Raw genomic sequence first — 13,456 nt, 5'->3', positions numbered from 1 at the left:
TCATGCCTCTCATTCCCGAGGAGCCTCAGATTCACGAGAGTGCCCAGGGTCCCCGCGCCACGCCGGCCAGCGGCCGCACCGCGCCGACCCCCCGCCCCGTACCCGGCCCCCGCCCCGCGGCTCCGTCCCGCCCCGGTCGTCCCGGCCCTCCGCGGCCCACGCCGCCGGCGCAGCGCGCACCGCGAGACGCGGCTCCGGCCAAGCCCGGTCCTTCCGGCCCGGCCGCTCCCGCCGCCGCGGCGGGCCCGCAGATCCAGTTGATCCCGGCTTCGGCCGAGGGTGCGCTCGACGCCGCCGAGGAGGCGGTGGACCTGCTCCTGGACTCGGGCCGCGCCCCCGGCGACGTACTCGTCCTCACCACCGGTGCCCAGCACCCGTGGGCCGAACACGAACTGTCCTTCGGCGAAGCGTCCTACTGGGCGCAGCACGACGCCGGTGACGACGTCTTCTACGCGGACGCCGCCGTCGCCGCCCGTGCCGCCACCCGCCCGGTGGTCGTCGTGGCCGTCAACGGAGGCCCCGCCTCCGTCGCTGCCACCGCCCTCCCGCTGGCCCACTCCCGTGCCGGTGCCCTGCTGATCGTCTGCGGCGACCCGCAGCAGATCAACTCGGTGCTGGGCGCCGGCGTCTGAGTCGCGTCGGCACCTCGGGACACCGAGGGGCCGAAGGAGCCGCTCCGGCGGGATCCGCACGGTGCGGCTTTTGGCGTGTCCGGGCGACGGCCCTGAGGCGCCCGGGACGACGGGCCGCGGCCCTGACACCGCCGGGTCCGTTCTCCCGGGGAGGCCCGGGCGTACCGGCCGACGTCACGCCGGGACGGTGATCCGGGTCGACATGGGGAGGCGTGGCGATGCCTGCCCGGCAGGACAGGCACCCCGCGGGGGTGGCCCGCACCGCCTGCGGCCGTCTCCGGGGCGCACCAGGGGCCGCACCCGCACGTCACCGGCGCAGCCGGGGCAGCTCTCGCAGGTCGTCCAGGGTCCTTCGGGGTCCGGAGGACAAGTGCGCGGGTGCTCCTCGGGACCGCTCCGCGCGCACGCCGGTCCGGTCCGGCCGTCACGCGCCGGCCGGATGCGCCGTGGCAGTCCCCGGTCGGTGGCGCGGACCGTCGTACCTCCGTCCCGCGCTGGTCAGCGAGCCGCCGCCCGGCTCAGCACCTCGGATACCGGGCCGCCGGTGCGTGGCGCGAGTGGCGGGGCTTCCGACGTGGCGAACGGCTCCGGGGCCGAGTGGGCGTTCGGCCGGCGCCCGCCGCGTCCCTCGCCGAGCACCTGCCAGCCGCCGTGGGTCAGCGTGATGTACGCGCCGCAGCGCAGCCCGTGCAGAGTGCAGGCATCACGCAGTCCCCACATCCAGGCGCCGTCCTCCTCGGTCCAACGCGCGTCGCCCTCCCGGCAGTAGAGCAGGACGGCGGTGCGCACAGGGGTGCGGCGGCGCAGGTCGTGCGGAATCACCCGGCGCAACTGGGCCAGCAGCGCGTTGCGCAACATCCAGCCGTCGGCCGGGGTCGCACGGCGCGTGAACGAGGCGCTCGCCCGCAACCGCTCATCCGGGTCGAGCACCGCCACGACCGCCGTGAGCGGCTTCGGGTGGTGGCGGGCGTGCAAGCCGCTGACGACCTCACGAGGGTTGCGCAGCAAAGGGATTCCGGCGGCGGCCCACTCCGCGGGCTCAAGCAGGCGACTGGCGGAGGCATCGGAGGCCGGCGTCGACAACGAGGCCGCCGAGGACGGTGCGAATCCGAAGGTCACGTTCCTCCCTTCGGCTACGCGCCCACACTGCGGGCGAGGTCGGATTCGGGGGAGCGCGCGCCGCAGCGGAGCCCAACCGGATCACGGGTGAGTCGTGCGGGTAGCGGACCTCAATTCTTCCTGTCGAACTGGGTTGCGGCAACGAGCAATTGGCGCCGCCGAGTGTTATCTGGTAGTGCGTGGCTTATATCCCTCCTACCCAAAGATCGGGCCGTCGACGCCTGCGCCCTCCGCGGCCCCGTGCGGCGGGCCGCCGCGAACGGCCGCGCGGCAGCCCGGAACAGCGGTAACGCGCCGCAGTTCACCACAGGGATGACGCCGTACTCATCCCTGGACGGCGAGAACCAGGGGCAACACGCCACGTGCCCCGGACCTGCGCAGCAGACGCGCCGCCATGGCCAGGGTCCAGCCCGTCTCCGTGAAGTCGTCGACCAGCAGCACCGGACCGTCGGCCGCGGCGAGAGCCGACGCGAGGGCGGGCGGCACCGTCAACGCCCCGTCGAGCGCTTTCAGCCGCTGGGCGCTGTTGCTGCGGGGCACCCGGGGCGTGTCTCCCGCGTATTCCACCGAGCCGAGCAGGGGCAGCCTGCCGACCTCGGCGATGCGGGCGCCCAGGGAGTGGATCAGCCTGGGCCGGCTGCGCGAGGCCATGGTGACCACGCCCACCGGCCGGGCCGGGGCGTCGGACGCACCGGAGGCCCAGCCGCCCGGACCACGGGCCCAGTCGGCCAGCACGCCGACCACGGCCTGCGCCACGTCGTCCGGCACCGCCGCGTCCGGTGCCTGCGGCACGAACAGGGGGCGCAGCCGGTTGCCCCAGCCGATGTCCGACAGCCGTCCCAGAGCCCTCCCCGGCGAGGCCTGTTCCCCCGCCGGGATACGGCCCTTGAGCCCGATGCCGATGGCCGGGAGCCCGGTCGGCCACATGCGCCGGGGCTCCACCTCCACCCCGGCGCGCCCCAGGTCGCTCCGCGCGGCGTCCAGAGCCGTCGGGGACAGATCGGAGGTGAAGCGCGGCCCCGCGCAGTTGTCGCAGCGGCCGCAGGGTTTGGCGCCCTCGTCGTCCAGCTGGCGCTGGAGGAATTCCATCCGGCACTCGGTGGTGGTGGCGTACTCGCGCATCGCCTGCTGCTCGGCCGCGCGCTGCCGGGCCACCCACGCGTAGCGCTCGGCGTCGTACGACCAGGGCTGTCCGGTGGCCGTCCACCCGCCCTTGACCCGTCGCACCGCTCCGTCCACATCAAGGACCTTCAGCATGGTCTCCAGGCGGGAACGGCGCAGCTCCACCAGCGGTTCCAGAGCGGGCAGCGACAGGGGGCCGTCCGACCGGGCCAGCACGTCGAGGGTGCGCCGGACCAGATCTTCGGAGGGAAAGGCCAACGAGGAGAAGTACTCCCAGATCGCCTCGTCCTCCTTGCCCGGAAGCAGCAGCACCTCGGCGTGGGCGACGCCGCGGCCGGCCCTGCCGACCTGCTGGTAGTAGGCGATGGGGGAGGAGGGCGAGCCGAGATGGACGACGAAACCGAGATCCGGCTTGTCGAAGCCCATGCCGAGCGCCGAGGTGGCCACCAGGGCCTTGACGCGGTTGGCGAGCAGGTCCTCCTCCGCCTGCTGCCGTTCGGCGTTCTCCGTCTTGCCCGTGTAGGAGGCGACGGTGTGTCCGCGCTGCCGCAGAAAGGCGGTGACCTCCTCGGCGGCGGCGACGGTGAGGGTGTAGACGATGCCGGAGCCCGGCAGATCGTCGAGGTGGTCGGCGAGCCAGGCCATCCGGTGCGCGGCATCCGGCAGCCGCAGCACACCGAGGCTCAGACTCTCCCGGTCCAGCGGTCCGCGCAGCACCAGCGCGTCCATCGTGCCGCCCGTACCGAGCTGCTCGGCGACGTCCGCGGTCACCCGGGCGTTGGCCGTGGCGGTGGTGGCCAGCACCGGGACGCCGGACGGCAGGTCGCCGAGCATGGTGCGCAGCCGGCGGTAGTCGGGGCGGAAGTCGTGGCCCCAGTCGGAGATGCAGTGGGCCTCGTCCACCACCAGCAGACCGGTGGCGGCGGACAGCTTGGGCAGGACCTGGTCACGGAAGTCGGGGTTGTTCAGCCGCTCCGGTGAGACCAGCAGCACATCGACCGCGCCCGCCGCGATCTCGGCCTGGACGGCGTCCCATTCCTCGGTGTTGGCCGAGTTGATGGTCCGGGCGTGGATACCGGCCCGGCCCGCGGCCTCCACTTGGTTGCGCATGAGCGCGAGCAACGGCGAGACGATCACCGTGGGGCCGCTTCCTCTGGCCCGCAGCAGCGAGGTCGCGACGAAGTACACCGCGGACTTGCCCCAGCCCGTGCGCTGTACGACCAGGGCCCGGCGCCGGTCGGCGACCAGCGCCTCGATCGCCCGCCACTGGTCCTCGCGCAGCCGGGCGGCGCCCGTCGCGTCCCCGACGAGCCGGGCGAGAACGGCATCGGCTTCCGCCCGGAGATCCGCGTTGCTCGTGTGTTCCATGCGTTCCATACAACAGGACCGCACCGACAACCGGGCGGGCCCGGGCCGAGTCTGTGGATAACCAGGCAGCGTTGTCGTGTCCCTGATCTGACTTATCCACAGGCCGCTAAGCGGAATCTTGGAATCCGCGAGATCGTCGGCGCATGACGAATCACAGCGAAACCGCCGGACCCTTCGGAAACGACGACATCTCCGGGCACCACCCGTCGGCCGGACCGGCCGACCACACCGCGCAGGTCACCCTGCGCACCCCCGCCGAACTGGCCGACGCCCTGCCCTACCTGCTCGGCTACCGCCCCGAGGACAGCATGGTGCTCGTCGCTCTGCACGACCGGGGAGGCCGCGGCAGGTTCGGCGGCCGGGCCCGGCTCGGCATCCCGGCGGACGAGGACGACTGGGAGGCCGCCGCCCGGCAGCTGGCCCGCGGGCTGGTGACCGGCAGCGAGCGGCGCGGCGCCCGGCCCGAGGGCATGGTGGCCTACGTCTGCCAGGAGCCGGGCCCCGGCGAGTCCGGCCGGGAGGTCAAGCAACGGCTGACGAGGCTGGCCCAGCTGATGCGCACCGAGTGCGGAAGCCTGGACGTGCCCGTCGTCGAGGCCCTGTGCGTCTCGGACGGGCGTTTCTGGTCGTACTGCTGCCCGGTCAAGGGCTGCTGCCCCGAGGACGGCTCCCCGATGGGCCTGCCCGGCACCTCCGTACTCGCCGCGGCGGCCACCTACGCCGGCCTCCAGGTGCGCGGCACACTGAAGGAACTGCGCGCCAGGCTGCAACCCTGGGAGTCGGCGGCCGCGCTGGACCAGGAGATCGCCCTCGACGCGGCGGGAATGAGCCTGGTGCCCCGCATCCTGGACGAGACGACCCGCGAGGAGGTGGCGCGGGAGACCCTGGTCCTCGCCGAGCGGATCATCCGCCGCCTCGCCGCGGCGGCACCGGTCTCCGGGACCCATCCGGCGGATGTCCGTGACGACGGCCTCCTCGACGCCGACGAGGCGGCGACCCTCATCCTCGGACTCCAGGACCGCACGACCCGCGACCGGGCCGCCGCCTGGATGGAAGGGGACGTCGCGGCCCCGGCCCTGCGGCTCTGGCGCGCCCTGGCCCGCCGCTGCGTCGGCCCCTACAGCGAGCACGCCGCCGCGCCGCTGACCCTGGCGGGCTGGGTCGCCTGGTCCACGGGCGACGAACTGGAGGCGCGCGAGGCACTGGCCATGGCACTGGGCGCGGATCCCGACTACCTCTTCGCCCGCCTCCTGCACCAGGCCTGCAACGAGGGACTCGACCCGGAAGCGGTCCGCCGCTGCCTGCGCGCCCAGGACGCACGGGACGCGCAGGACGCACAGGACGCACGGGACGCGCAGGACGCGTCGGTGCGGACGGCGCGGCAATCGGATCCGGCGCCGAGGCAGGCGCTCGTCGAGAGCACGCAGAACCCCGTCCCGACACCCCGGACCTCGACGGACGGCCCGGCTCCAGGTCCCCGGCCTGCCGGGCAGCGCAGGCGCCGCACGCGCGGCGCGGACGGCGACGACCGCCGCCCCACAGCCCGGACCAAGGCCGACCAGCGCGGGCCGGCCGGCTCCCGCCCCCGGTCGACCGCGCCCGGAGGCTCCAGGCCGGGCCTCCGGGTCGGAAGCACCAGGCGCACGCGTACCACCGGCCCCGACGACACCGCGACCGGCGGCGCGCCGTCGGAGGGCGGACGCCCGCGGACCGAGGGCGACGTATGAGCACCCGCCGGACCGTGCCCGCCAGCCCGGCGAACCCGGGTGCGGTGCCGGGAGCGGCTCCCGGCCGGTTCCTGGTCACGCTGGCCAGACAGGCCACCGGCGGGATGCCGTACCCCGGCTCCGGCTCGGGCAGAGGCCGTCGGACATGGGGACAGGCCGTCGGTCATGAGGGGCAAGCCGTCGGTCACGGGGGACAGCCCGCCGGTCGCAGGGGCAGGCACAGTCCGCCGCCACGGTGGCTTTCCGTGTCGGCTTCTGGGTGGTGAACCGGAACGTCGGACACCCGGCCGCCGCCCTGGCGACGGCCGGCCGGTCCGGCCCGGGTCTGCCGCACAAGGTCCGTACCGAACACCTCGCCCGGCTGCTCGGCTGCCCCCGCCCTGAACGCGGGCTGGGGGCGGGCCCCCGGAACCGGAGAGGCGGGGCGCACCCCGTTCGGTCACCGGACCGGAACCGTGCGGGCCGAGGCGGACGACCGCGCGCGAGCCACCGACCGGCGAAAGAAACCCGGCTTCGCGCGCCACACCAGAACGAAGCAGGACAGCAACCGATGCGGCGGCCGAGGGAGTGTTTATCGTCAGGAAGACGACTATGATCGCGGCATGCCCTACGACCCGTCAGCCTTCCCGCCCTTCGCCGTCACCGTGGACCTGGTCGTGCTGACCGTGCGTCGCCATGCCCTGTGCGCGCTGGCGGTACGCAGGGGCGAACCTCCCTTCCAGGGGCGCTGGGCACTGCCCGGGGGTTTCGTACGGGCCGACGAGGACCTGACCCAGGCGGCGGCGCGCGAACTGGCCGAGGAGACCGGGCTCTGCGCCCACGACTCCGCCGCCCCGGCCCAGGACAACGGAGCCCACCTGGAGCAGCTCGCCACCTACGGCGACCCCGAGCGGGACCCGCGTATGCGCGTGGTCAGCGTCGCCCACCTCGCGCTCGCGCCCGACCTGCCCGCACCGCGCGCCGGCGGCGACGCCAGCAACGCGCGCTGGGCCCCGGTCGAGGAACTGCTCCAGCAGGGCGGGTACGGCCGTGACGGCGAACCCGTGGCACCGCTCGCCTTCGACCACGCCCGGATCCTCGCGGACGGAGTGGAACGCGCCCGCTCCAAGATCGAGTACTCGTCGCTGGCCACCGCCTTCTGCCCGCCCGAGTTCACGGTCGGCGAGCTGCGCCGGGTGTACGAGGCGGTGTGGGGTGTCGCGCTCGACCCGCGCAACTTCCACCGCAAGGTGACCGGCACCCCCGGTTTCCTCGTCCCCACCGGAGGGACGACCACGCGCCAGGGCGGCCGGCCGGCCCAGCTCTTCCGGGCCGGCGGCGCCACGCTGCTCAACCCGCCGATGCTGCGCCCCGAGGTCTGAGAAACGCGAAAGCGGCACCGGTGATCGTCTGACCCGCTGCTCGCTACCCGCTGCCCGTTATTGCTCCGGCCGCCGACCGCCGGGCTGTGCGTGCCGAGTGCGGCCGAGTGCGGGCTCCGTCGAACGGCGGAAAAGGGAGGAGGCAGGCGCACGCGCCTTTCCGCAAATCGCCTTATACCCGAAAAACCAGACATGTCGCGCTATCTTGCTGCAGGTGATCCAGGCCTTCGGACTGACCAGCAATCCCCGCAAGGCGCATCCGCCCGCCGTCGACGATGTCTCCTTCGAGGCGCGCGCCGGGCAAGTCACCGCGCTCCTCGGACGCGCCGGCGCGGGCAAGACGACGACGCTCAAACTCATGCTCGAGCTGCAACAAGGGCGCGGCATCACCTACTTCAGAGGCCGGCCCCTGCACCGGATCGCCCATCCGGCGCGAGAAGTCGGCGTACTCCTCGGTGATGTGCCGGGCCACCCCGCCCGCTCGGTCCGCGGTCATCTGCGCATGCTGTGCGCGGCGTCGGGAGTTCCCGCGCGGCGAGCCGACGAGGTGCTCGAAGTGGTCGGTCTCGTCAGCCTCCGAGAGGAGCGTCTCGGCACGCTGTCACGCGGCATGGACCGCAGACTCGGTCTCGCCTGTGCCCTGCTGCCCGACCCGCACACGCTCGTCCTGGACGAACCCACCGACGGCCTCTCCGCCCGGGAGACCCAGTGGCTGCACGGCATGTTGCGGGCCCATGCCGACCAGGGCGGCGCGGTGCTGTTCACCACGGCCGAGCCCAAGGAGGCGGCGCGCACCGCCGACCGGGTCGTCACCCTCGACGACGGCAGACTCGTCGCCGACCAGGAGGCAAGGGTGTTCGCCCGCAGCCGGCTGCGTCGGCGAGTGGCCGTCCGCAGTCCCCACGCGGCACGCCTCGCGGCCCTGCTGGCCAAGGACGCCCGCACCGCCCGCCGCTCCGTCGAAGTCGTACGCGAGGGCGGCAACCGCCTGTCGGTGTACGGCAGCACCACCGCCGATGTCGGCGAGATCGCCTTCCGCCACGGCATCCTCGTCCACCAACTCGCCGACGAGGTGGGTGACATGGGGCCGGGGGCCGGGCCCGGGGGCGACGACGGCGCGCGCCCCGCCGAACCACGGCCGCCCGTACCGGACTCACCGCCTGCCAACCGGTGGGCCCGGCCGGAGCAGGACCCGGCGGCGACCGGCGACTCGTACCGGGAGGGGAATACAACCCCGGCCGGCCGAGTGCCGAAGGAACGCGACCGCGCGGCGCCGGAACCCGCCCTCGACGGCCGCCGCGTCGGATTGCGCGGCGCGCCCGAAGCCCCGGCGCGCAGCCCGCGCGAAGTGTCGGCGGAGCCGCGACACGCGAGGCAGTCCGCTCCACGGGAGAGCAAGAAGGCCGGCTTTCCGGCGGCGGACGCACGCTCCGCGGAGCCGGTGGCGGAGCCGTGGACCGTCTCGCCCGGCCGGGCGGCGGCCGGACACCACTCGACGGCCTCGAACCGGTCCATGCCGGAACCGCACACACCAGCACAGGGTCTCCCGACGGGGAACACCACTGTGTCCGGGCACCCGGCCGGACAACGGAAGCGCACCCCGCCCGTACCGCAGGCGGAACCAGCGGTGACCGACCTGTCCCCGATGGCCGAAGGGAAGTGGGCGTCCAATCGTTCGGCTTCGCAGCGGGCGCGGAGTGCCGACAGCGGGCGTACCAGGGGCGCCGTTCAGCGGACCGAACCGGCCCACCCAGTGACCGTCCCCGGCGATTCACCGCGCGATACGGCCCCGGCCACCGCGGCGTTCCCGGCCGACGGAACGGCGCCTACCGCCCCCGCATCCGGTGCGCACGGCATGGCGGATGAGGCGCAGGGAAGATCCGCAGGGCAGCCGCACCGGCACACCGGCACAGGGGTCGGTGCCCGCGACGACGGCCGGACACGGACCGAGGCCGGCGGGGCCGGGGAAGGGGGTGGCGACGGCCGGTCCGCCGGTTCGGCGGCCGCCCCGGAGACCGGGTCAGGCGCGGTCGCGTCGCCCTCCGGGCCGCGGTCCGAGGGCGCGCCCGCCCCCGCGCCGGCCGGATCCGGCACTCGCCTCCTCCTGCCCGGGGCCAGGAACCCCGGCGCCCGGAAGGAGCGGGACGACCACGTCGGCCGTTCCGGCGCTGACCGCGCCGCCGTGCTCTCGCCTCTCCCACCCCCCATCGCCGTCCGCCCCGCCCCGAGCCCCCTGCGCCCCCTCCGCTACGAGATCCGGCGCGCCGCCGGCATCGGCACCGGCTTCCTCACCTGCGGCGTCGTACTCGTCGTGTCCGCGCTCACCGCCGTACTCCTCGCCAGGATCGGGCACACCCCGCAGGCGCGGCTGTTCGCGGCCTGGCCGCGGGAACTGCCGCTGCCGCCCGCGGCGCTCGGGGCCGGACTGCTCGGCGCGCTGGCCTTCGGGGACGAGTTCCGCCACCCCGCCCTGGCGGCCGACCGCGGCACCGTCCCCCGCCGGCTGGGGCTGCTCACCGCGAAACTGCTCGTCTCCGGAGCCACCGCGGGGCTGCTCGCCTTCCTCGTCCTGGGCTGCGACGCCGAGGTGCTCTACATCGTCTACGGACGGGAGCTGACGGAAGTTCCCGCGGACTGGCTTTCGCTGACCGCGAGTTGGTTCGGCCTGGTCGTCGGCTGTTCCTGGGCGGGGGTGCTGGCGGCCGGCGTGTTCCGGTCCACCACCGCCGGGCTGGCCGCTGTCCTCGCCGTGCCCGTCCTGGTCGTACCCCTCGTCCACAAGGCGCTCCAGGGCCCGGCCGTGCGCATGGCGGCGGACTTCCCGGTGCGGATGCGGGAGCTCTTTCTGCTGCAGTGGCCCTTCGGAGGGGAGCGGTACCTGCTCGCCGCAGCGCGGGTCCTCGCCCAACCCGTGGGCAGCGCACTGGCGTTGTCGCTCGCGGGACTCCTCTGCGCGTATGTGCTCACGGCGCTGCGGACCCGGCTGCGCTGACCGCCCCTCGTTCACTTCTGGTCCTGCTTTGCCCGCAACTCCCCGGAGAAAGCCCACTTCTTTCCGATAAGGCGTCAATTGCGACGGGGTGAGCGATCACCCTTTCGTGTGCTTTTCACCAAAGACCTCAAGGGAGTTGGAGGCGGCGCCGACAAAGGATCCGTGAGTACCCTTGCGCACACCATGATGACCGCCGCCCGCTCCTCAGACTCAGGTCTGGTCGGCCCGGGCGAACTCGACCGCTACCCCTACGCCGAAGGCCCGGTGGCCGACCGCGTCGGCGCGCCCGCCTGGGACGGCGGGGAACCCGAGCTCGGCCGGGTCAGCCGGCGGGCCGCGGCCAGCCGCGGACGCGGGCTGCACGGCCAGCTCGTCCAGCAGCTCGGACAGATGATCGTCTCCGGCGATCTGGGCGCGGACCGACCGCTGGTGCCGGAGGAGATCGGCCAGCGCTTCGAGGTCTCCCGCACCGTCGTCCGCGAGTCGCTCCGGGTCCTGGAGGCCAAGGGCCTGGTCAGCGCCCGTCCGAACGTCGGCACGCGGGTGCGCCCCGTCAGCGACTGGAACCTCCTCGACCCGGACATCATCGAGTGGCGGGCCTTCGGGCCGCAGCGCGACGACCAGCGCCGGGAGCTCAGCGAGCTGCGCTGGACGATCGAGCCGCTGGCCGCCCGCCTCGCCGCCGGACACGGGCGCGAGGAGGTGCAGCAGCGCCTGTGCGACATGGTCGAGATCATGAGCCACGCCATGGCGCAGGGCGACGCCCTCACCTACGCGCGCGCGGACACCGAGTTCCACTCGCTGCTGATCCAGATCGCGGGCAACCGCATGCTGGAGCACCTCTCCGGCATCGTCTCGGCGGCACTCCAGGTCTCCGGCGGCCCGGTCACCGCCTGTGACCGCCCCAACGAGGCGTCCCTCGCCCAGCACGCGCGGATCGTCGACGCCCTCGGCACCGGCGACGGCACGGCGGCGGAGACGGCCATGCGTCAGCTGCTGACCGTCCACCCGGAGGTGGAGCGCGTGGTGCCCGCCCCGCGCGAGCACTGACCCGCGAGGGACGTGGTGCGGTCGCCAGTGTGTGACGTCCCAGTGGTGCTCGCGGCGGCGCCGGACCCGGATGCCGGCCGCCGCCGGACCTCGCCGGACCCTCTGGAGTCCGGCGGAGTCCGGCGATGCGGCAGCCCCCCTTGGTTGCGGGGGCGACCGGGTCGGCGACCACTGGTGATCTCGTCTGCACACATCTGACCGCTTTTGACCACTTACGGGGTGTGACTCGGGCCACGCAGAATGGGCGTAACGCTCGTGGAGACAGCGCGATGACCTAAGAGGTGATAGCCGCGGAGGGAATACGGACGCCGTGCATGGCGCTGTGCATCTTCCCGGCCCCCGCCCGCGCCGTCGGCCCATCCCCAGGCCGGTGGTCGGCTCCTGTCCGCAGTGGACGGTGCCGGAAGCCGTTTTCCAACGTTCCGAGAGGTTGTTCGTGTCGGCCAGCACATCCCGTACGCTCCCGCCGGAGATCGCCGAGTCCGTCTCTGTCATGGCGCTCATTGAGCGGGGAAAGGCTGAGGGGCAGATCGCCGGCGACGATGTGCGTCGGGCCTTCGAAGCTGACCAGATTCCGGCCACTCAGTGGAAGAACGTACTGCGCAGCCTCAACCAGATTCTTGAGGAAGAGGGTGTGACGCTGATGGTCAGTGCCGCAGAGCCCAAGCGCACCCGCAAGAGCGTCGCAGCGAAGAGTCCGGCCAAGCGCACCGCCACCAGGACGGTCGCGGCGAAGACGGTGACCACGAGGAAGGCCACCGCCACCACGGCCGCCCCCGCGGCGCCCACCGTCGCGGCCGCAGCCGATTCCGCCGAGGAAGCCGCAACCGCCAAGAAGGCCGCCGCCAAGAAGACCACGGCCGCCAAGAAGGCGACCGCCAAGAAGACCGTCGCGAAGAAGACGGCCGCCAAGAAGACCACCGCCAAGAAGGACGACGTCGAGCTTCTCGACGAAGAGGTCCTCGAGGACACCAAGGTCGCCGACGAGCCCGAGGGCACCGAGAACGCGGGCTTCGTCCTGTCCGACGAGGACGAGGACGACGCGCCCGCGCAGCAGGTCGCCGCCGCCGGCGCCACCGCCGACCCGGTCAAGGACTACCTGAAGCAGATCGGCAAGGTCCCCCTGCTCAACGCCGAGCAGGAGGTCGAGCTGGCCAAGCGCATCGAGGCGGGTCTGTTCGCCGAGGACAAGCTGGCCAACGCCGACAAGCTGGCCCCGAAGCTCAAGCGCGAGCTGGAGATCATCGCCGAGGACGGGCGCCGCGCCAAGAACCACCTGCTGGAGGCCAACCTCCGTCTGGTGGTCTCCCTGGCCAAGCGCTACACCGGCCGCGGCATGCTCTTCCTGGACCTCATCCAGGAGGGCAACCTCGGTCTGATCCGCGCGGTCGAGAAGTTCGACTACACCAAGGGCTACAAGTTCTCCACGTACGCCACCTGGTGGATCCGTCAGGCGATCACCCGCGCCATGGCCGACCAGGCCCGCACCATCCGTATCCCGGTGCACATGGTCGAGGTCATCAACAAGCTCGCGCGCGTGCAGCGCCAGATGCTCCAGGACCTGGGCCGCGAGCCCACCCCGGAGGAGCTGGCCAAGGAACTCGACATGACCCCGGAGAAGGTCATCGAGGTCCAGAAGTACGGCCGCGAGCCCATCTCGCTGCACACCCCGCTGGGCGAGGACGGCGACAGCGAGTTCGGTGACCTCATCGAGGACTCCGAGGCCGTCGTGCCCGCCGACGCGGTCAGCTTCACGCTCCTGCAGGAGCAGCTGCACTCCGTGCTCGACACCCTGTCCGAGCGCGAGGCCGGCGTCGTCTCCATGCGTTTCGGTCTCACCGACGGCCAGCCGAAGACCCTCGACGAGATCGGCAAGGTCTACGGCGTGACGCGTGAGCGCATCCGTCAGATCGAGTCCAAGACCATGTCGAAGCTGCGCCACCCGTCCCGCTCCCAGGTGCTGCGCGACTACCTGGACTAGGCCGCGACAGCTCGGCCAGGTCGCACAGTACGACGGCGAAGGCCCGGTTCTCCTCGCGGGAGCCGGGCCTTCGTGCTGCGCGATCCCACTCGGTGGATCACTCT

8 protein-coding genes are annotated in these 13,456 nt (G+C 73.2%); 6 read left to right on the top strand and 2 right to left on the bottom strand.

The window, feature by feature from the left end; translation table 11 throughout:
- The first annotated feature begins 2 nt into the window (after positions 1 to 2).
- Entirely contained in the window at positions 3 to 632 is a 630-nt protein-coding gene (locus tag ACSURM_RS10135; protein ID WP_436954679.1) for a hypothetical protein, read from the top strand.
- A gap of 498 nt (positions 633 to 1,130) precedes the next feature.
- On the opposite strand, the gene ACSURM_RS10130 is transcribed toward ACSURM_RS10135, so the two are convergent.
- Together ACSURM_RS10130 and ACSURM_RS10125 are read right to left on the bottom strand one after the other, a co-directional pair.
- A complete protein-coding gene (locus ACSURM_RS10130) occupies positions 1,131 to 1,751 on the bottom strand; it encodes a hypothetical protein (RefSeq protein ID WP_436954678.1) in 621 nt (206 codons plus the stop codon).
- A 324-nt stretch (positions 1,752 to 2,075) separates the two neighbouring features.
- On the bottom strand, positions 2,076 to 4,241 hold the full coding sequence (locus tag ACSURM_RS10125) for a RecQ family ATP-dependent DNA helicase (RefSeq protein ID WP_436954677.1): 2,166 nt from the start codon (positions 4,239 to 4,241) through the stop codon (positions 2,076 to 2,078).
- Positions 4,242 to 4,384: 143 nt separating this feature from the next.
- Here ACSURM_RS10125 and ACSURM_RS10120 point away from each other — a divergent pair, with 143 nt between their 5' ends.
- The 5 genes from ACSURM_RS10120 to ACSURM_RS10100 all read left to right on the top strand — a co-directional run bounded on the left by ACSURM_RS10120 (position 4,385) and on the right by ACSURM_RS10100 (position 13,352).
- Positions 4,385 to 5,968 carry a DUF4192 family protein gene (locus ACSURM_RS10120; RefSeq protein WP_436954676.1) on the top strand — a complete coding sequence of 528 codons (1,584 nt, stop codon included), beginning with the start codon at positions 4,385 to 4,387 and terminating at the stop codon, positions 5,966 to 5,968.
- A 602-nt stretch (positions 5,969 to 6,570) separates the two neighbouring features.
- A complete protein-coding gene (locus ACSURM_RS10115) occupies positions 6,571 to 7,329 on the top strand; it encodes an NUDIX hydrolase (protein WP_436954675.1) in 759 nt (252 codons plus the stop codon).
- A 214-nt stretch (positions 7,330 to 7,543) separates the two neighbouring features.
- Entirely contained in the window at positions 7,544 to 10,321 is a 2,778-nt protein-coding gene (locus ACSURM_RS10110; protein WP_436954674.1) for an ATP-binding cassette domain-containing protein, read from the top strand.
- Positions 10,322 to 10,483: 162 nt separating this feature from the next.
- The gene (locus ACSURM_RS10105; RefSeq protein WP_359046499.1) at positions 10,484 to 11,371 is read left to right on the top strand and encodes a FadR/GntR family transcriptional regulator; all 888 of its coding nucleotides are present in this window, start codon (positions 10,484 to 10,486) and stop codon (positions 11,369 to 11,371) included.
- 436 nt (positions 11,372 to 11,807) lie between these two features.
- Positions 11,808 to 13,352 (top strand): RNA polymerase sigma factor, encoded by a 1,545-nt coding sequence (locus tag ACSURM_RS10100; protein ID WP_436954673.1) that lies wholly within the window; start codon positions 11,808 to 11,810, stop codon positions 13,350 to 13,352.
- Positions 13,353 to 13,456: the final 104 nt, after the last annotated feature.

This window comes from Streptomyces sp. SudanB182_2057 (assembly GCF_964272715.1).
GTDB lineage: Bacteria > Actinomycetota > Actinomycetes > Streptomycetales > Streptomycetaceae > Streptomyces > Streptomyces rubradiris.
This window is presented reverse-complemented; position numbering and strand designations above follow the sequence as displayed.

Bases quoted from the DNA above. Each gene is read 5' to 3' on its own strand.
- ACSURM_RS10125 (WP_436954677.1), bottom strand. From the start codon at position 4,241: ATGGAACACACGAGCAACGCGGATCTCCGGGCGGAAGCCGATGCCGTT.
- ACSURM_RS10120 (WP_436954676.1), top strand. From the start codon at position 4,385: ATGACGAATCACAGCGAAACCGCCGGACCCTTCGGAAACGACGACATC.
- ACSURM_RS10135 (WP_436954679.1), top strand. From the start codon at position 3: ATGCCTCTCATTCCCGAGGAGCCTCAGATTCACGAGAGTGCCCAGGGT.
- ACSURM_RS10115 (WP_436954675.1), top strand. From the start codon at position 6,571: ATGCCCTACGACCCGTCAGCCTTCCCGCCCTTCGCCGTCACCGTGGAC.